General features: G+C 54.9%; 17 protein-coding genes. 10 read left to right on the plus strand and 7 right to left on the minus strand.

The genetic code is table 11. From position 1 onward, the window contains the following. Positions 1 to 14 precede the first annotated feature (14 nt). Positions 15 to 620, minus strand: coding sequence for an ankyrin repeat domain-containing protein (locus tag ACWWFX_RS17165; RefSeq protein WP_473224387.1), 606 nt, complete (start codon positions 618 to 620; stop codon positions 15 to 17). Positions 621 to 878: 258 nt separating this feature from the next. On the opposite strand from ACWWFX_RS17165, the gene ACWWFX_RS17170 reads away from it, so the two are divergent. After that, a complete protein-coding gene (locus tag ACWWFX_RS17170; RefSeq protein ID WP_473224349.1) occupies positions 879 to 1,373 on the plus strand; it encodes a DUF1097 domain-containing protein in 495 nt (164 codons plus the stop codon). Between the two features lie 92 nt (positions 1,374 to 1,465). Next, positions 1,466 to 2,398: a LysR substrate-binding domain-containing protein gene (locus tag ACWWFX_RS17175; protein ID WP_473224350.1), complete on the plus strand. Its 933-nt coding sequence runs from the start codon at positions 1,466 to 1,468 to the stop codon at positions 2,396 to 2,398. Positions 2,399 to 2,634: 236 nt separating this feature from the next. Here the strand turns inward: ACWWFX_RS17175 and ACWWFX_RS17180 are convergent, their stop codons facing one another. Further along, positions 2,635 to 4,203, minus strand: coding sequence for a hypothetical protein (locus tag ACWWFX_RS17180; protein ID WP_473224351.1), 1,569 nt, complete (start codon positions 4,201 to 4,203; stop codon positions 2,635 to 2,637). A gap of 47 nt (positions 4,204 to 4,250) precedes the next feature. Between ACWWFX_RS17180 and ACWWFX_RS17185 the strand changes: the two genes are divergently transcribed. Together ACWWFX_RS17185 and ACWWFX_RS17190 are read left to right on the plus strand one after the other, a co-directional pair. Next, a complete protein-coding gene (locus ACWWFX_RS17185; RefSeq protein ID WP_276222123.1) occupies positions 4,251 to 5,546 on the plus strand; it encodes a Gfo/Idh/MocA family protein in 1,296 nt (431 codons plus the stop codon). A gap of 86 nt (positions 5,547 to 5,632) precedes the next feature. After that, entirely contained in the window at positions 5,633 to 6,910 is a 1,278-nt protein-coding gene (locus tag ACWWFX_RS17190; RefSeq protein WP_473224352.1) for an ABC transporter substrate-binding protein, read from the plus strand. 3 nt (positions 6,911 to 6,913) lie between these two features. Here the strand turns inward: ACWWFX_RS17190 and ACWWFX_RS17195 are convergent, their stop codons facing one another. Both ACWWFX_RS17195 and ACWWFX_RS17200 read right to left on the minus strand, forming a co-directional pair. After that, entirely contained in the window at positions 6,914 to 7,603 is a 690-nt protein-coding gene (locus ACWWFX_RS17195; RefSeq protein WP_473224353.1) for an LrgB family protein, read from the minus strand. Beyond that, on the minus strand, positions 7,596 to 8,006 hold the full coding sequence (locus ACWWFX_RS17200) for a CidA/LrgA family protein (RefSeq protein ID WP_015966301.1): 411 nt from the start codon (positions 8,004 to 8,006) through the stop codon (positions 7,596 to 7,598). Before ACWWFX_RS17200 ends, ACWWFX_RS17195 begins: the two co-directional genes overlap by 8 nt. A gap of 103 nt (positions 8,007 to 8,109) precedes the next feature. On the opposite strand from ACWWFX_RS17200, the gene ACWWFX_RS17205 reads away from it, so the two are divergent. Next, positions 8,110 to 8,994, plus strand: a complete 885-nt coding sequence (locus ACWWFX_RS17205; RefSeq protein WP_108476037.1) for a LysR family transcriptional regulator — start codon at positions 8,110 to 8,112, stop codon at positions 8,992 to 8,994. 113 nt (positions 8,995 to 9,107) lie between these two features. Here the strand turns inward: ACWWFX_RS17205 and ACWWFX_RS17210 are convergent, their stop codons facing one another. Beyond that, positions 9,108 to 10,754 carry a Na+/H+ antiporter gene (locus ACWWFX_RS17210; protein WP_149461797.1) on the minus strand — a complete coding sequence of 549 codons (1,647 nt, stop codon included), beginning with the start codon at positions 10,752 to 10,754 and terminating at the stop codon, positions 9,108 to 9,110. Positions 10,755 to 10,904: 150 nt separating this feature from the next. Next, positions 10,905 to 11,924: a LacI family DNA-binding transcriptional regulator gene (locus ACWWFX_RS17215; RefSeq protein WP_149461796.1), complete on the minus strand. Its 1,020-nt coding sequence runs from the start codon at positions 11,922 to 11,924 to the stop codon at positions 10,905 to 10,907. Positions 11,925 to 12,169: 245 nt separating this feature from the next. Between ACWWFX_RS17215 and ACWWFX_RS17220 the strand changes: the two genes are divergently transcribed. The 5 genes from ACWWFX_RS17220 to ACWWFX_RS17240 all read left to right on the plus strand — a co-directional run bounded on the left by ACWWFX_RS17220 (position 12,170) and on the right by ACWWFX_RS17240 (position 16,146). Further along, positions 12,170 to 12,613, plus strand: coding sequence for a PTS sugar transporter subunit IIA (locus tag ACWWFX_RS17220; protein WP_473224354.1), 444 nt, complete (start codon positions 12,170 to 12,172; stop codon positions 12,611 to 12,613). 82 nt (positions 12,614 to 12,695) lie between these two features. Continuing rightward, positions 12,696 to 12,968 carry a PTS sugar transporter subunit IIB gene (locus ACWWFX_RS17225; protein ID WP_015966306.1) on the plus strand — a complete coding sequence of 91 codons (273 nt, stop codon included), beginning with the start codon at positions 12,696 to 12,698 and terminating at the stop codon, positions 12,966 to 12,968. Positions 12,969 to 12,990: 22 nt separating this feature from the next. Further along, positions 12,991 to 14,373 carry a PTS ascorbate transporter subunit IIC gene (locus tag ACWWFX_RS17230; protein ID WP_473224355.1) on the plus strand — a complete coding sequence of 461 codons (1,383 nt, stop codon included), beginning with the start codon at positions 12,991 to 12,993 and terminating at the stop codon, positions 14,371 to 14,373. Next, positions 14,373 to 15,200: a transketolase gene (locus ACWWFX_RS17235; protein WP_473224356.1), complete on the plus strand. Its 828-nt coding sequence runs from the start codon at positions 14,373 to 14,375 to the stop codon at positions 15,198 to 15,200. The genes ACWWFX_RS17230 and ACWWFX_RS17235 overlap by 1 nt, the downstream gene beginning before the upstream one ends. Then, the gene (locus ACWWFX_RS17240; RefSeq protein ID WP_473224357.1) at positions 15,193 to 16,146 is read left to right on the plus strand and encodes a transketolase family protein; all 954 of its coding nucleotides are present in this window, start codon (positions 15,193 to 15,195) and stop codon (positions 16,144 to 16,146) included. Before ACWWFX_RS17235 ends, ACWWFX_RS17240 begins: the two co-directional genes overlap by 8 nt. Before the next feature lie 115 nt (positions 16,147 to 16,261). Here the strand turns inward: ACWWFX_RS17240 and ACWWFX_RS17245 are convergent, their stop codons facing one another. Further along, positions 16,262 to 17,611 (minus strand): NCS2 family permease, encoded by a 1,350-nt coding sequence (locus ACWWFX_RS17245; RefSeq protein WP_276222128.1) that lies wholly within the window; start codon positions 17,609 to 17,611, stop codon positions 16,262 to 16,264. Positions 17,612 to 17,961 lie beyond the last annotated feature (350 nt).

Here is a 17,961-nt window from a genome sequence, read left to right on the forward strand (position 1 = left end):
GCGATTCTCCTTCGTTATGCACCCGCCGCAATCAGCAGTTCAGCAATGTCGGAAAAACCCTTTTCGCGCGCCAGTTCCAATGGCGTTTTACCATATTTATCGGTCATATGCGGGCTGGCGCCGTATTCCAGTAAAAGACGCACAATTGCCTGCTGCGTTTCACCACCATCATTGAGCACAATGGCTTCCAGCAGCGGCGTCCAGCCAACATAGTTGGTCTGATTAACGTTAATATCGGTGCGCGTTAATAATTCCCGCACAATATTGATATGGCCTTTTTCGCAGGCGGGTGTCAGCCCTACGCCGCCAAAACGGGTTAGTCGATTGAGATCGGGATTAGCGGGTAGAATTAAATTTAAAAGCGTTAAATCATTAGTCAGACAACTTAGCAAGAAAGGGTTTGCACAGATATTATCCTGTATATTAATATCGGCACCTGCCTCTATCAGTATTTGCACGCAATCATAGTGTTTATGCAGGCTTGCCAGAATAATAGCTGTTTGCTGAGTGGCATTGCGGGTATTAATATCAACGCCCTGCTGTAGGCAGTTTCTGAGCGCATCGATATTTCCGTGTTGGGCTGCCAGCAAAAACTCACTAGCCAAATTATTCGTGGTCATAAACATTCCCCTGATGATGGTGTGGCTGTTTGTTCCATGAATCGAGAATAGCAATGAAATTTCAGGAAAAGAAGGCGGTTAAATTTAATTCGCCGTAATACGCTTTATTATTGAAAATAATTCAACAATGAAAGCAGAGTGTGCGTTAAGGCACTGTTTGTTCTTTTCCCGCTATACCCCTTAACTCAACCGGGTTTTATTTGGATATAGTTCCGAAACGAAACCAACACATTCAGACAACATAACATTGGGGGCACCATGAACGGACTCACCGCAACAGGTATCACTGTCGGTATTTGCGCAGGGCTCTGGCAAATGGTGGCCTCTAAGGCCGGAATGACGCCAGGCTGGGAGTTATTGGGCACCACCGGCTTTGTCTCGTTTTGTAGTTTCTATGCGGCAGGCGGCGGAAAAGCCGGGTTTACAAAAAGCCTGTTCGTTAACGTCTCCGGGGCGGTATGGGCTTTTCTGGCAGCGCTGGCGACGGGCTGGTTAGCCACCGCGTCCGGGCTCTCGCCGTGGCTGGCTGGCGTGATAATGACCATTCCCTTCTCGGCGGTTATCGTCTGGCAGGGGCGCTTCTGGCTGACCTCGTTTATTCCCGGCGGCTTTCTTGGCATGACGCTGTTTTTTGCCACCGGGCTTAACTGGGCCGTTGCGCTGTCAGGGTTTATCGTCGGGAACGGCATCGGACTCATCTCGGAATATACCGGGCGCAGGCTGAGTGAGGCCACCTCAAAAGAGAAGGCGTAATGAGTTTTAAAAGTTATTCAAAAGTGATTGTCTCTTGGCCCTGAGAATCACTACAGTAAACAGGCGTGTATTGCGGCAACCGGAGCAGGAAAATGAACTCAATTTTTACGGAAGAAAACCTGCTGGCGTTTACCACCGCCGCACGTTACGGCAGCTTTAGCAAGGCGGCGGAGGAACTTGGGCTGACGACTTCCGCTATCAGCTACACGATCCGCAGGATGGAAACCGGCCTTGATGTGGTGCTGTTTACCCGCAATACGCGCAGCATTGAGCTTACGGAATCCGGGCGCTATTTTCTGCGTAAAGCCAGCGATCTGCTCAACGATTTTCACGCCATTCGCCGCAGCATCGACACTATCGCGCAGGGAATAGAGACAAGAATTCGTATTTGTATCAACCAGTTGTTGTATACACCGAAACACACTGCCCGCCTGCTTCAGGTGCTGAAAAAGCAATTTCCAACCTGCCAGATAACCGTCACGACTGAAGTGTATAACGGCGTCTGGGATGCGATGATCAACAACCAGGCCAGCATTGCCATCGGCGCGCCGGATACCCTGCTCGACGGCGGCGGCATCGATTACACCGAAATTGGCGCAATTCGCTGGGTCTTCGCTATCGCCCCCGATCACCCGCTGGCTTTTATGCCGGAGCCCATCGCCGAAAGTCAGCTGCGCCTTTATCCCAATATCATGGTGGAAGACACCGCGCATACCATCAATAAAAAAGTGGGCTGGCTGCTGCATGGTCAGGAATCGGTGCTGGTGCCCGATTTTAATACCAAATGCCAGTGTCAGATCCTCGGTGCGGGGATCGGTTTTTTGCCTGACTATATGGTGCGTAAAGCGGCAGAACAATCGCTGCTGGTGACCCGGCAAATCCACAACCCACGCCAGGATTCCCGTATGCTGCTGGCGACGCGCCACTCCGCCACCGGGCAGGTGACGCTGTGGATTAAAAAAGAGTTCGCCCCCGGCGGTATTTTGAGTGAGATTTATCAGGACCTTTTGCATAAAGAGAACTAATTTCGATGGGCATTTGCGAGAGTCCAGAATATCTCGCTGATATTCGTATTATTGCTGAATCACATTTTCACGCCCCTCTGGTGACTGGAATCACGCTTTGCGAACGTTGAAAAACGATCTGCATCACATTGATTTTTCACAACCTGCTACATCCATCACACTTTTCCCCCCTTCTGCCCTGCGCAATGCGTCTTCCCTCTGCCCGCAGGCGACTTTTCGCAGACCGCTCCCTATTCTTACCCCATCGACAGGCTGTAAGCGAAACGGCTCAGACGTTCAGGATTCAACAACATCGACAAAAACAGCGGGCTGCCCGCTGGCGGCGTTTCCAGCCAGCGGTCGAGCGTATCGGCATAGCGCAGCAGCGCATTTTGCTGTTCTGCAAGCGTACTGGTAGAGGGCTCGCTACCGTAGTGATCGTGCCAGGTGAGCAGCGTCACGCTGGCGGCGACGCGGGAAAACATCTGGCTGTAGACCTCGGCGCTACGCCAGGCGGCGAGCAGTTGCTCCAGTGAATCGTTCGGGCAGGTGATGCGCGGCATCAGTTCCCGCAGGCTCTGCACGGCGTTGGCGGCGAGGAAGCAGGCAGTCTCTTTCTCAAGGGCGATCAGCTCCCGCTGCTCATTGCCAAGCGCCGGGTCATCGGTGGGCATCAGCGGCTGGTACGCCTGCATCCAGTTGGCGCTGCGGGTATCCATGTGCAGCAGCTGTTGAGCCTGAGCGAGGCTTTCGGGGATTTGGCTTTGATAGTGCATACGCCTCCCCAGCAGGTTGGGCGTTTTGCACAACCAGTCATAGCTGGTGTGCAGCAATGTGGCGAGACGTTGTTTATCCTGCGCGGAACGGAAACGGAGCTGATGCTGCTCCGCCCAGCGTTCGAAGGTGGAGGGCGCGCCCTCCTGAAGTTGATTCGCCGCCGACAGGCCGAGCAGATTGATGGCGTTGACGGAGTCCATCACCCGGCTGTCGGGTAACCACTGCCAGCTGACGCGGGAAGTGATGGCTTCAACTTCGTTTTCCGCCACGCTCAGCGCCCAGCTCAGGCGACCGCTGATTTCATCTGCGAGATAGCACGGCAGCGCCGTCCAGCCGTAGCCGGTGCCGAAGAGGTCAAACTCGATCCACTTATTGTGGCCGGGCAGCGTGGCGATATTGGGATGGTTAGCGAAGCCGGGGTGGTAATCCAGCTCGGTGGCTTTGATGGAGGCGCGCACATCGCCCGGCAGGGTCGCGAGAATGCTCGAGAGCTGCTGGCGCGGCCAGCTGTCATCGATAAAGTCGCGCAGTACCAGCTTCTTGCCCTGCCCGCGCAGCAGGCTCCAGACGGAATGCAGGCTGCGCTGCCAGCCGGAGGTCTGAAACGCGGGCGTGGTCAGGCTGAGAATTAAACCGCTCAGATGCGGCAACGCCTGCAATAACGGATGCATGATTGCCGCATAAAACTGCGGCCAGAAATCGGGCGCGCTTTTTTCATCGAAAGCCATCTCGGGAAATTTGCGCTTAATAATGTCATCCGTCGGCGCGGCTTCACCCTGAAGCCAGAAGGATAAATTATTGTCGGCCAGATAACGGTCAACGCGTTTTAAATACAGCAACGCGTAATTTTGCTGATGAATAAGGTTCTCGACATTCAGTTTCTGACTCAATGGCGAGGGCGTAGCCAGAATAGAAAGCAGTTCCTGTTGGTGCAGGATTATCCCGGTGAAACCATGCTGTTTCGCACTCTGCACGCCCTGAACAAACCAGGGCCAGTGCCAGATAAAGGTGCTATTCAGTTCCATCAACTGGTGGGGAATACGTTTCATCGCGACATCCTGCCATTATTTGGTCGTTTATCATAATCGAGGACACAATGAAAAAATATGCGCTGGTCGGCACGGGAGGACGTGCAGGTTTATATATTTCAGCTATCGGCGGTCAATGGCGCGAAAATGCCAAACTGGTGGCCTTTTGCGATACCAATCAGACGCGCATGAATTACGCCAATACGCTGCTGCAAAAGGAAGGCGCCGAGCCCGTTTCTACCTGGAAAGCCGCGCAGTTTGAGGAGATGATCCGCGAAACCCGCCCGGATATTATTATCGTCACCACCATGGACCGCACGCATGATGACTATATCGTGCGGGCGCTGCACGCGGGCTGCGATGTGATCACCGAAAAACCGATGACCATCGATGAGAAGCGCGCCCTGCGCATTCTGGACGCCATTGAAGAAACCGGGCACACCGTGCGCGTGGCGTTCAACTATCGCTATGCACCACACCACAGCAAGGTGCGCGAACTGCTGATGCAGGGCGTGATCGGTCAGGTCACATCAGTGCACTTCGAGTGGCTGCTCAACACTGAACACGGGGCAGACTATTTCCGCCGCTGGCACCGCGAAAAACGCAACAGCGGCGGCCTGCTGGTGCATAAATCCACCCACCACTTCGATCTGATGAATTTTTGGCTGGCAAGCTACCCGGAACGCGTTTACGCCGAGGGCAGCCTGCAATTCTACGGCAAAGAAAACGCCGAAAAACGCGGCGTGACGCAGTTCTATCCACGCACTCACGGCTACGCGGAAGCGAAGAACGATCCGTTTGCGCTGGAAATGGCGGAAAACGCACAGCTTAAAGCGCTCTATCTGGACGCCGAACATGAAGATAACTATTTCCGTGACCAGAGCGTCTTTAGCGATGGTATTACCATTGAAGATACCATGTCGGTACTGGTGAAATACCAGAACCAGGTACAGCTCACCTACTCCCTGAACGCTTACTTACCGTGGGAAGGGCTGAACGTGGTGTTCAACGGTACCGAAGGGCGTCTGGAGATGAAAATCATCGAGAAATCCTACGTTAACGCGGGCGGCAAACGCGAGAACGAAGGCAGCCTGGAGCTGTGTGATATCACCGTCTTCCCGATGTTTGCCGAGCCATGGAAAGCGGATTTCACCCTCGGCGAAGGCGGCCACGGCGGTGGCGATAACGCCATGCTGGCGGATCTGTTCGGCGTGCCGGGCAACGACCCGCTACAACGCGCCGCCGACCACCGGGCCGGGGCGATGTCCATTCTCACCGGAATTGCCGGGAATATTTCGATGCAGCAGCAGCGCCCGGTCAATTTTAAAGAGTTTGAACTCGTTTCCCGCCTGACCAAACGTTAATCACCACGGCGCGGCGACCTGCCGCGCCGAGACCTCTGGTTAGTATTTTGCTGTTACTCACCTGCTTCTCTGTTTCGGAGTCGATAATGAATAAAATAGCTACAGGTGTTATCGCAACCCTTTTAATGTCCTGCACCACCGCCTGGGCGCAGCCCGTGGAATTACGCATGTCCTGGTGGGGCGGCAACAGCCGTCATCAGTCAACGTTAAAGGCTATCGCCGCGTTTGAACAAAAATACCCCGATATCAAAGTAAAGGCGGAATATACCGGCTGGGATGGCCATCTTTCGCGTTTAACCACGCAAATGGCGAGCGGTACCGAGCCCGATGTCATGCAAACCAACTGGCCATGGCTGATTATTTTCTCTAAAAATGGCGAAGGCTATTACGATTTAAATAAGCTGAAAGAGGTGCTGGATTTGGCGCAGTACGCGCCGGGCGATCTCAATTCCACCACCGTGAAAGGTAAACTTAATGGTCTGCCGATTTCAGTGAATGCCCCGGTGTTTTATTACAATGATATCACCTGGAAAAAAGCAGGGCTGACGTATCCAAAGAACTGGGATGAACTTTTTTCGGCGGGGAAAACCTTTCGCAGCACGTTAGGGGAAAACTATTATCCGTATGCGATGGTTGATCAGGATGTTATTTTACTACTCAACGCGTGGATGATGCAGAAATACAGTAAACCGATGTTTGACTCCAGTGGCAAATTCACCTGGAATGACGCGCAGTGGCAAGAGGCTTTTTCTTTTGTGAAACGTCTCAGCGACGATCACGTTATTCCAGGGCCAAAAACGATGTCCTCTTATGGCAAAGGCAATCTCTATGAGATGAAGCCCTGGATCACCGGCGAATGGGGCGGTACGTTTACCTGGAATATCTCTATCCGCATGTATATCAATAACATGACACCGCCCGCCAAACTGGTGTTAGGCGATTATGTTATGCAGCCGGGAGCACGTGATTCTGGTGTCTATTTTAAAACCGCGCAGATGTTCTCCATATCGAAATCGACCCGTCATCCGCAGGAAGCCGCAACGCTTATCAACTTCCTGCTGAATGACCCGCAGGCGGTGGAAGCATTAGGGCTCGAGCGCGGGATTCCGCTGAGTAAAACCGCAGAGAAAATATTGACCGACAACGGCACGATTGATCCGAACGACCCGGTCGTTGCCGGGCTGCGCCAGGCACAATCATTGCCCACAACCGCCGTTGCGACACCTTACATTGAGGATTTGCAGGTGGTGGATCAGTTCACTGCGGCGCGCGAGAAAATGGATCATGGCGGCCAGACGCCTGCGCAGGTTGCCGTCACATTCCGTCAGCAGGTTGAGCGTATTGTCCGGCGGTTGAACCGTTAATTTTTAAAACATCACCCAGCCCACCAGCGGCGCAACCAGCACCATCACCACGCCTGACAGCATCATCACCAGGCTTGCCACCACGCCCTCCTGCGGGCCCAGCTCGTAGGAGCGCGCGGTTCCGGCGCCGTGCGACGCGGCGCCAAATCCTGCGCCCTTCGCCATGCCTTCACGAATGGAGAGGCGTAAAAACAGTACATCGCCAATCACCATGCCAAAGACGCCGGTCACCACCACGAACAACGCGACCAGATCCGGCTGCCCGCCGAGCGGTTTGGCCGCCGCCAGCGCAAACGGTGTGGTCACCGAGCGCACCGCCAGGCTGCGCTGGATTTCATCCGGCAACGTAAACAACCGCGCCAGCCACACGGAACTGGTCACGGCCACCACCGTTGCGGTAATCACCCCGGCGGAAAGCGACATCCAGTGTCGCTTGATGATCGCCAGATTGTCATACACCGGCACGGCAAACGCGATGGTCGCCGGACCCAATAGCCACAGCAGCCAGTGCGCTTCGCCCATATAGTTTTGATAGGAGATATGACCGAACACCAGCATTAGCACCAGCAGAACCGGCGTTAACACCAGCGGCATCAGCGGCAGTTTGCGAAAGCGGCGATAGAGCCGTTTGTTGGCGAAATAGAGCACCAGCGTAATGGCGAGGCACAGCACGCTCAGCTGAAAGTTACTCATGGCGCATCCGCTTCAGTTCGTAGCGATAGACTTTATCCACCACCCACGCCGTCGCCCCGAGCACCATCATGGTGCTGAGCGCAATCACCAGGAAAATGCGCCAGCCATCAACCATCAGCAGTTGCGCATAATTCACCACCGCCACCACGGCTGGCACGAAGAAGAGCAGCATTTCCGCCAGCAGCCAGCGCGAGCCCGCGCGCACCCACTTCAGCGGCACAATATGGCAGACAATCAACGCCAGCATCAGCACCATCCCCACCAGATTGGCGGGCAGCGGCAGATTCAGCCAGTTCACCAGATATTCAGCAAAAACAAACAGCCCCGCATACAGAATGACCTGCACCGGCACCTGAAGACGTTGCAAAACGGAGGGCATCACGCGCCCTAAGGCCTCAGCCATGAAAGGAGTGTCCAGAAAAAATCAGAGACGCACAGTATAGTGAGCGCACGAGGATGGCAGAAATGAATTAAACTCATCGCAGGTATAGTTTCGAGGCATAATCATGGACATCAGAACGCTGCGCTATTTCGTTGAAGTGGTACGTCAGCAAAGCTTTACCCGCGCGGCGGAGAAACTCTTCGTTACGCAGCCCACCATCAGCAAGATGCTGAAAAACCTGGAAGATGAACTCAACAGCACCCTGCTTATCCGCGACGGACGCAAATTGCTGCTCACCGATACCGGGCAAGTAGTGTTTGAACGCGGGCTGGTGATCCTCGACGAATTCCGCCAACTGGAAGCCGAACTGACCGATATCAACCATCTCAACAAAGGCCAGTTGCGCCTCGGCATCCCGCCAATGGTCGGCATGATGATGGCCGGGCCTATCAGCCTGTTTCGCCAGCGCTACCCCGGCGTAGAACTCAAAGTGTCCGAATTCGGCGGGCTGACGGTGCAGCAGGCGGTGATGAACGGCGAACTTGATTTAGCCATGACCGCGCTGCCGGTGGAAGAAGAGAGCGGCCTTGCGACATTGCCGCTATTCAGCCACCCGCTTTGCGTGCTGGTTCCCCGTTCCGGCGAGTGGCTGGAACAGACGTCGGTTTCCCCGGAGCAGCTCGCGGCGCATCCTTTGCTTATCTATAACGAAGATTTCGCGCTGAGTCGTCAGTTGATGCATCTGTTTAATCAACATAACGTGAAGCCGCGTATCGCGGTGCGCAGCGGCCAATGGGATTTCCTCGCCGCGATGGTCCAGGCGGGTGTCGGCGTGGCGATTTTGCCGGAGCCGATTTGCGAAAGGCTGGATGCGAAAACGCTGCGCTGGCTGCCGCTCGAGAGCGAACTGCACTGGCAACTGGGCATGATCTGGCGCGAAGGGGTGTATTTGTCGCACAGCGCTCAGGCGTGGCTGAAGTGCTGCGAAGGGTTTTGGTTACCGAAGTAGGCAACCCTCACCCTAACCCTCTCCCACAGGGAGAGGGAACCGCTCGCAGATAAATGACAGAACAGCGCCGGTTGTCTCCCTCTCCCTGTGGGAGAGGGCCGGGGTGAGGGGCATCACTCACCTTCAATCAACAGCGCTTCCAGCAAATCAAGGTCATGCAGAAGTTTCTGCAACGTCTCATTACTAATCTGCCTTGTCGCACGCAGGTGGTACAGCTCCCCGCGCTCTGAACGCAGCGCCGCCAGGCGGAAACGACGTTCCAGCTGCTCTTCCAGCATTGAGGTTTCCACATCATTACGCCCATCGGCGCGGCGACGCAGGTTACCAATCACGCGGGAACTGACTTCCGTCAGCAACTGGTTATCAATGTTCTCCTGCGTATCCGCCGCCAGTCGTTCTTCCATCTTCTGAATCGCGACAATCGCCACTTCCGCCGTTGCGGACCGGGCCAGACGCTCCTCTTTTTGCTGCTGCGGCAGATCACGAACTTCAACGTGGCGCAGCAGAATCGGCAGCATAATCACGCCGACAAACAGTGAGAAGAGAATGACGCCCGCCGACAGGAACACCAGCTCATAACGTGCCGGGAAGACGTTGCCATCGGGTAGCAGCAGCGGGATGGAGAGCACACCGGCAAGGGTAATCGCCCCGCGCACCCCGGCGAAGGAGGCAATGGCCAGCTCGCGCGTTGACCAGCTCCCGAACTCCATCGGTTTTTTCTTCAGGAAGCGTTGGCTGAAGCGCTGCATCGTCCACAGCCAGCCAAAGCGTACCAGCATCAGCGCCGCATAAATCAGCAGAATGTCGGTAAACAGCATCCAGATTTCAACGTTCGGATCTGCTTCTGCGGCCACCAGCGATGTTTCGAGAATGCCGGGTAATTGCAGGCCCAACAGCAGGAACACCATGCCGTTAAACACGAACTCCAGCATCGCCCAGGTGCTGTTGGCACGCAGACGCATCGCCAGCGGCGCGGTACGCATCACGCCGGAACGGGTGATGGTCATCCCCGCCGCAACCGCCGCGAGGATGCCGGAAACGCCGACGTGTTCCGCAATCAGATAAGACGCGAACGGCAGCAGGAACAGCAGCACGATTTGCGTTGCCGGTTCATCGCCGCCCCAGCGACTCAGGAAGCGCAGCGAGCGACCATACAGCCAGCTGACCACAAAACCGGCCAGGATGCCGCCAATCGCCACTTTCATAAATTCCAGCGTCGCGCCGCCAACGGTAAAGACCATCGTGCCCATGGCAACCGCCACGGCAAATTTCAGCGAGACCAGGCCTGAAGCATCGTTCATCAACGCTTCACCCTGCAAGATGCCCATGATTTTCTTCGGAATGCGCCCTTCACCGACAATCCCGGAGAGCGCCACCGCATCGGTCGGCGACAGCACCGCCGCCAGCGCGAACGCAGGCACCAGTGGGATCCCCGGCACCAGCCAGTAAATCAGGAAACCAATACCAACCACCGTCACCAGCACCAGCGCAAGGGCCAGGCCGAGGATTTCGCGCCCGTGTTCAAGGAACTCGCGGGTCGGCGTTTTCCAGCCATCGGCGAACAGCAGCGGCGGAATAAACAGAACGAGGAACAGCTCCGGGTCGAACTCCACGTGCAGGCCGAAGGTCGGCCACGCCAGCAGCGCACCGATGGCGATCTGCATCAGCGGCAGCGGCACCTGAAATGGCAAGACACGGGTTACAACCCCGGAGAGCGAGACCACGAGGGTCATGATGAGTATGGTGAAGAATATTTCCATGCGATCCCTGTTTGCAGCGTTGTCTTATTATATGGAACGTAAAATATGAAGCGTCATGCCTCTGTATCATACGCATACCAGAGTAACGCAAAAGGAAACGAGACGATCCTTAAAATGAAAAATCGACCGGTAAAAAAATGCGAAAAATCGTTAACAGCTGTCGCGCTGGCACAACCTTGAGGTAATCGTCGCTTTCGGGCTCCAGTCGTTGTCGCTCAGCCGCGCCAGTAACGCTTTTCCGGCATCCGCGCCAATTTTTCGATGCGGCACAGCCATGGTGGTGAGTGGTGGCTGACACACCCGGCTCACATCGCTGTCGCCAAATCCAACAACCGCGAGATCTTCCGGCACTTTAATACGCCGACGCTGACACTCATACAGCACACCGCAGGCCAGCTCATCCGATTCACACACCAGCGCGTCCAGTTCCGGCCAGGCCAGCAGAAATTCCGGAAGCTGCGCCGCACCGGTGGAAAACGTGGGCGACGATGCCGCGTTAATGACGCGATCCGGGGAACGGTGATGACGCAACATCGCCTTGTACCACCCCTGCAGATGCTGTTGAAACACCCATTTTTCCTGATTGGCGCAGAGTAAGCCTATGTTTTGATAACCGCGTGTGATCAGCATTTCGGTCAGTTCAAACATCGCAGCGGCATGGTCAATGCCGATATTCATATCAATAGGATCGGCACGCACCGCGCCAATCTCCATCACCGGAATAGACGCATTTTGCAGCCAGTTGCGCACGTTTTCACTGTGTTCGACGCTCAGCAGTACCGCCGCCGCGATATTGGAAGCCAGCAGGGTTTCCAGCAGTTTTTCCTCCTGCTCCGGCTGATGCTGAGACTCCGCCAGCATGATTTGATAGCCCGCCGGTTGCAGCACCTGCTGTAAACCTGCAAACATTTCTGAGCAGCCGAATTCGCTAAGATGCGGCACGACCATCGCGATCGTCCACGATGAGGCGGAAGCCAACGCGCTGGCCGCCAGATTCGGCACATAGCCAAGCTCCTGAACGGCTGCTTCAATTTTCTCGCGTAACTTATCCGATACCGCCTCGGGCGTTCGCAGGGCCCTTGATACGGTCATCGTTCCAACCCCCGCCAGTTGGGCGACATCGGCCAGGGTAACCTTTCCCGTACTGCGTCGTTTTCGGGTTATCGACATTTGAATTCCTGAGTAAACGCTATGTTATTAGAGAGTTAGCGATCATTTTTTCTTCACATGTTGGGCAGTATACGCCGGAAACCCACAATTTTGCTGTGAATTGATGCGTCCCAATTTGATAGCGCTATCACAATTTCCAATGATACATTTTGATAGCGCTATCTTTGTGATAATCATCACGGTTACCAATTTCGCCGTTGAATAAAGTTTGCTCATTCCACACATCCCGTTGCAGGAGAATCCATGTGCTGAACCAATGGCTGAATGACACCACCATTGCACTAAGAAATGAGGTCGAAAGCTGGCCTCAGGCGCTGGAGATTTGCGCTCAGCAGCTGCTTGAGTCCGGCATTATCGAACCCGGTTACGTGACGGCGATAATCCAGCAGCATCAAAAATTAGGCCCCTATTACGTCCTGGCGCCCGGCCTTGCAATGCCGCACGCTCGTCCGGAAGAAGGTGCTCGGGGAATGGGATTGTCATTACTGAAATTACAGCACGGCGTGGCATTCGGCGCCGATGAATTTGATCCCGTCGATGTGATTATCATGCTCGCGGCACCCGATAAGCACAGCCATATTGAAATGATTTCTGCGCTTGCCGAACTTTTTTCCAGCGAAGACGATCTCGCATTGCTTCATCAGGCAAAAACATTAGAGGAGATTACAACCATTATTTCCCGTTTCTGATTTTATTTTTTCTCCGTTTTACATGCTCACGATCTCTCCTGACATCGTGCGCCCGTACTCTACTCAAAATAAGGTAACAACCATGAAAATAATGGCAATTTGTGGCTCCGGTTTGGGCAGTAGTTTTATGGTAGAAATGAATATCAAAAAAGTGCTGAAGAAATTAAATATTGAGGCGGAAGTCGAGCACTCAGATTTATCTTCGGCGACACCCGGCGCTGCCGATCTTTTTGTGATGGCGAAAGATATTGCCAGTAGCGCCAGTGTTCCGGAAAGTCAGCTCGTCGTTATTAACAACATTATCGATATTAATGAATTAGAAACTAAGCTCAGCGCTTATTTCTCGGCACAATAATCCTGATTAAAGCGAGGCGGATATGTTTATCCTTGAAACGCTAAATTTTGTTGTCGATATTCTTAAAGTCCCTTCCGTTCTGGTCGGGTTAATTGCCTTAATTGGCCTCGTGGCACAGAAAAAATCATTTTCTGATGTGGTTAAAGGCACCATCAAAACCATTCTCGGCTTCATTGTGCTGGGCGGCGGCGCATCCGTACTGGTGGGTTCACTGAATCCACTTGGCGGTATGTTCGAACATGCATTCAACATTCAGGGCATCATTCCTAACAACGAAGCGATCGTCTCTATCGCGCTGGAAAAATATGGCGCATCGACGGCGCTCATCATGGCCTTCGGCATGGTGGCCAACATCATCGTCGCCCGCTTCACGCGTCTGAAGTACATCTTCCTGACCGGGCACCATACGTTTTATATGGCGTGCATGATCGGCGTTATTTTGACGGTGGCGGGCTTCGACGGCATTGGTCTGGTGTTTACAGGGTCACTGATTCTCGGGTTAGTGATGGCTTTCTTCCCGGCGCTGGCACAGCGTTACATGAAGCGTATTACCGGCACTGACGATATCGCATTTGGTCACTTCGGCACGCTGGGTTATGTGCTTTCAGGCTGGATTGGCAGCGTGTGCGGGAAAGGTTCTCGCTCTACTGAAGAAATGAACCTGCCGAAAAATCTGAGCTTCCTGCGCGACAGCTCCATCTCTATCTCGCTCACCATGATCATTATTTACATGATTCTGGCCGTCAGTGCCGGACGTGAATATGTCGAAACCCAGCTCAGCGGCGGGCAAAACTACCTGGTTTACTCCATCATTCAGGCCATCACCTTTGCGGCGGGCGTGTTCATCATTCTGCAGGGTGTGCGTTTAATCCTCGCGGAAATCGTCCCGGCCTTTACCGGCTTCTCGGAAAAACTGGTGCCTAACGCCCGCCCGGCGCTGGATTGCCCGGTGGTGTATCCGTATGCGCCTAACGCGGTGTTAATTGGTTTCCTGTTCAGCTTCCTCGGCGGGCTGGTCGGTTTGTTCCTGCTCGGTCAGTTCAAGCTGGTACTGATTCTGCCCGGCGTCGTGCCGCACTTCTTCACCGGCGCAACCGCTGGCGTATTTGGTAACGCCACTGGGGGCCGTCGCGGCGCGATGATCGGCGCATTTGCCAATGGCCTGCTGATCACCTTCCTCCCGGTATTGCTGTTGCCCGTGCTTGGCGCGATTGGCTTCGCGAATACCACCTTCTCCGACGCAGATTTCGGCGTCGTCGGCATCGTTATGGGTAACCTGGCGCGCTACCTCTCCCCGATGGCGATTACCGGCCTGGTGGTAGCCCTGTTCGCGCTACTGGTGGTCTACAACATCGTGAAAAGTAAACCTAACGCGCAGCAGCAAGACACAGGAGCAAAATCGTAATGCATGATGAACTGAAAAGACTGGCGCGCGATATTCGCGTTGCCACGCTGAAATCCTTAACCCAGCTCGGTTTTGGTCACTATGGCGGCAGCATGTCGGTGGTGGAGACGCTGGCGGTGCTGTATGGCGATGTGATGCGTATCGACCCTGCCGACCCGGACTGGCCGCAGCGCGACTATTTTGTCCTGTCGAAAGGTCATGCGGGCCCAGCGCTGTACAGCACGCTGGCAATCAAGGGCTATTTCCCGATGGAGGAGTTGGCCACGCTTAACCAGAACGGCACGCGCCTGCCAAGCCACCCGGACCGACTCAAAACGCGCGGCGTGGACGCCACGACCGGCTCGCTCGGCCAGGGGATATCCATCGCGGCGGGCATGGCACTGTCGCATAAACTCGCCAGCCGCCCGAACCGCGTGTTCTGCATCGTCGGCGACGGCGAGCTGAACGAGGGTCAGTGCTGGGAAGCGTTCCAGTTTATCGCCCACCATAAGCTGAACAACCTGCTGGTGTATATCGACTGGAACAAGCAGCAACTGGACGGCGAACTGGACGACATTATTGCCCCCTTCGATCTTGCGGAAAAATTCCATGCTTTCGGTTTCGATGTGCAAACGGTGAAAGGCGACGATATTGCAGCGATTCAGGCCGTCACCCGCCCGGTACGCAGCGGAGATGACCGTCCCCGCATCGTGATCCTCGATAGTGTGAAAGGGCAAGGCGTGCCTTATCTGGAAAGTCTGATCAACACCCACCATCTGCGCCTGAATGATGAAATGCGAGAAGCGCTGAATGAATCAATTCGCCAACTGGAGGCCGCGTATGATTAAGGTTGCACCTGCGGGAGAGAAAGACACCATTGAAATGCGTAAGGTCTACGCGGGTTTTATCGCGGAGCAGGTCAACGCGGGCAGCGAGATTATCGCGCTGGAGGCAGACCTGATGAGTTCGATGGCGATGGATAGTGTGCAGCGTGAATTCCCCCGGCATGTCATCAACTGCGGGATCATGGAGGCCAACGTGATTGGCACCGCAGCAGGGCTGGCGCTAACCGGGCGGAAACCCTTCGTCCACACGTTTACCGCATTCGCCAGCCGCCGCTGTTTCGACCAGTTGTTTATGTCGCTGGATTATCAGCGCAATAACGTCAAAGTGATCGCCTCTGACGCGGGCGTCACCGCTTGCCACAACGGCGGCACGCATATGTCGTTTGAGGATATGGGCATTGTGCGCGGGCTGGCGCACTCCGTGGTGCTGGAAGTCACTGACGCGGTGATGTTTAAAGATGTTCTGCGCCAACTCGCCACCCTGGAGGGTTTCTACTGGGTACGTACCATCCGCAAACAGGCGCCAACGGTGTATCAGGAGGGCTCGACATTCACCATCGGCAAAGGAAACGTCCTGCGCGACGGCAATGACATCACGTTGATCGCCAACGGCATTATGGTGGCGAAAGCGCTGGAAGCGGCGGAAAAACTGTCTGCTGAAGGGGTGAGCGCCGCCGTTATTGATATGTTTACGCTCAAGCCAATAGATCGGATGCTGGTGAAGAACTATGCCGAGAAAACCGGGCGAATTGTCACCTGTGAAAACCACAGCATTCATAACGGGCTGGGCTCGGCAGTGGCGGAAGTCCTGGTGGAAACCTGCCCGGTCCCGATGCGTCGCGTGGGTGTGAAAGAGCGTTATGGTCAGGTAGGAACGCAGGATTTTCTCGAGCAGGAGTATGGGCTGACGCGGGATGATATCATCGCGGCGGCAAGGGAACTGCTGTAATTCGGGGATAAAAAAAGCGGCCGTGAGGCCGCTTTAGAGGAACTGTAGGGAGCATGCTGCAAATAGCCTGATGGCGCTGCGCTTATCAGGCCTACAAAGCACGCAGTAATATGATTTAAATCGCCCAGCCGCCCGCATAAAACGCCACCAGCGCCACCGCAATCACGATAGTGCCAACGTTCAGCTTACGCCATTCGCCCGATACCACGCGGCCAATCACCAGCGTGGCGAAACCGATCATAATGCCGGTCACGATGTTACAGGTCAGCACGATGAAAACGGCGGTAATCAGGCCAGACATCGCATCAACAAAGTCGTTGAAATCGATGCGTGCCACGTTGCTCAGCATCAGCAGGCCGACGTACATCAGCGCCGGAGCGGTGGCATAGGCCGGAACCAGGTAAGAAAGCGGAGAGAGGAACAGGATCAGCAGGAACAGAACGCCGACGGTGATCGCCGTTAAGCCCGTTTTGCCGCCCGCCGCCGTACCGGCCGCAGATTCGATATACACTGCCGCTGGCGCTGCGCCAACAAACGCGGAGAACACGCTGCTCAGGGAGTCAGTGGTCAGCGCTTTGCCGCCGTTGATGATCTGCCCGTCTTTGTCCAGCAGGTTAGCCTGACCCGCTACGGCACGAATGGTGCCGGTGGCATCGAACACCGCCGTCATCACCAGCGCCAGTACGCTTGGCAGCACGATCGGGTTCAGCGCGCCCATAATATCCAGGCTGCCAATCAGGGAGTTACCGTTGTCATCGCTCAGAGAAGGCATGGCGAAGAAACCGGAGAAGTGTACATTCGGGTCAAAAATCAGGCCGACAATCGACACACCGATGATGGTCAGCAGGATGCCGCCCGGTACTTTCAGTTTTTCGAGGCCAATAATCATCGCCAGACCGACCAGCGACATAATCACCGGGAAGCTGGCGAAGTGACCCAGCGCAACTGGCAGACCATCCAGCGGGTTCTTAATCACCAGGCCAACGCCGTTTGCCGCAATCAGCAGCAGGAACAGGCCGATACCGATACCGGTGCCGTGCGCGATGCCCTGCGGCAAATTGCGCAAAATCCAGCTACGGATGCCCGTCGCAGAAATAATGGTAAACAGAACACCCATCAGGAAGACCGCGCCGAGCGCGACCGGAATGCTGATGTGCTGACCCAGCACCAGACTGAACGCGGTGAACGCGGTCAGTGAGATAGCACAGCCAATAGCCAGCGGCAGGTTCGCCCACAGTCCCATCACGATGGAGCCGACGCCCGCCACCAGACAGGTGGCTACGAAGACCGCAGCAGGCGGGAAGCCCGCTTTGCCCAGCATCCCCGGCACGACGATAACGGAATAGACCATCGCCAGGAAGGTGGTAAGACCGGCGACAATCTCCTGACGAACGGAGCTACCACGAGCAGAAATTTTAAACCAGGCGTCGAGTGAACCGCCGGTACGCGCTGAAGGCGTAGACATAGAAAACATCCCCTGAAAATTTTTATCATTCGTTCGCATACGTGGTGGAGCATCCACTGACAGTTAAACGTCATCTCCTTGTGCTTAAACCTCGCGGCAAAGGGGAGCCGCAAAAAAGCAAACGTTTAACTCCGCGCATACAAAACGGTTGAGCGTTACCTTCCACGCTGCACATGCAGAATGGGTACTTTCTGGACGACACCGGCAAATCGACTAAGCATAAAACGTCAAAAATGCCAGAAGAAGGCGTCAGAATTTTAAGGCAAACGATTATCTGGTTTTTATGGCACCATTTTCAACTGATGTTTACGCCATTTCGCTAAATTTCGCTTATGACGATGAAGAAATCG

It is taken from the genome of Pseudocitrobacter sp. 2023LY-00077, assembly GCF_055796175.1.

Bases quoted from the DNA above. Each gene is read 5' to 3' on its own strand.
- ACWWFX_RS17165 (WP_473224387.1), bottom strand. From the start codon at position 620: ATGACCACGAATAATTTGGCTAGTGAGTTTTTGCTGGCAGCCCAACAC.
- ACWWFX_RS17170 (WP_473224349.1), top strand. From the start codon at position 879: ATGAACGGACTCACCGCAACAGGTATCACTGTCGGTATTTGCGCAGGG.
- ACWWFX_RS17175 (WP_473224350.1), top strand. From the start codon at position 1,466: ATGAACTCAATTTTTACGGAAGAAAACCTGCTGGCGTTTACCACCGCC.
- ACWWFX_RS17180 (WP_473224351.1), bottom strand. From the start codon at position 4,203: ATGAAACGTATTCCCCACCAGTTGATGGAACTGAATAGCACCTTTATC.
- ACWWFX_RS17185 (WP_276222123.1), top strand. From the start codon at position 4,251: ATGAAAAAATATGCGCTGGTCGGCACGGGAGGACGTGCAGGTTTATAT.
- ACWWFX_RS17190 (WP_473224352.1), top strand. From the start codon at position 5,633: ATGAATAAAATAGCTACAGGTGTTATCGCAACCCTTTTAATGTCCTGC.
- ACWWFX_RS17195 (WP_473224353.1), bottom strand. From the start codon at position 7,603: ATGAGTAACTTTCAGCTGAGCGTGCTGTGCCTCGCCATTACGCTGGTG.
- ACWWFX_RS17200 (WP_015966301.1), bottom strand. From the start codon at position 8,006: ATGGCTGAGGCCTTAGGGCGCGTGATGCCCTCCGTTTTGCAACGTCTT.
- ACWWFX_RS17205 (WP_108476037.1), top strand. From the start codon at position 8,110: ATGGACATCAGAACGCTGCGCTATTTCGTTGAAGTGGTACGTCAGCAA.
- ACWWFX_RS17210 (WP_149461797.1), bottom strand. From the start codon at position 10,754: ATGGAAATATTCTTCACCATACTCATCATGACCCTCGTGGTCTCGCTC.
- ACWWFX_RS17215 (WP_149461796.1), bottom strand. From the start codon at position 11,924: ATGTCGATAACCCGAAAACGACGCAGTACGGGAAAGGTTACCCTGGCC.
- ACWWFX_RS17225 (WP_015966306.1), top strand. From the start codon at position 12,696: ATGAAAATAATGGCAATTTGTGGCTCCGGTTTGGGCAGTAGTTTTATG.
- ACWWFX_RS17230 (WP_473224355.1), top strand. From the start codon at position 12,991: ATGTTTATCCTTGAAACGCTAAATTTTGTTGTCGATATTCTTAAAGTC.
- ACWWFX_RS17235 (WP_473224356.1), top strand. From the start codon at position 14,373: ATGCATGATGAACTGAAAAGACTGGCGCGCGATATTCGCGTTGCCACG.
- ACWWFX_RS17240 (WP_473224357.1), top strand. From the start codon at position 15,193: ATGATTAAGGTTGCACCTGCGGGAGAGAAAGACACCATTGAAATGCGT.
- ACWWFX_RS17245 (WP_276222128.1), bottom strand. From the start codon at position 17,611: ATGTCTACGCCTTCAGCGCGTACCGGCGGTTCACTCGACGCCTGGTTT.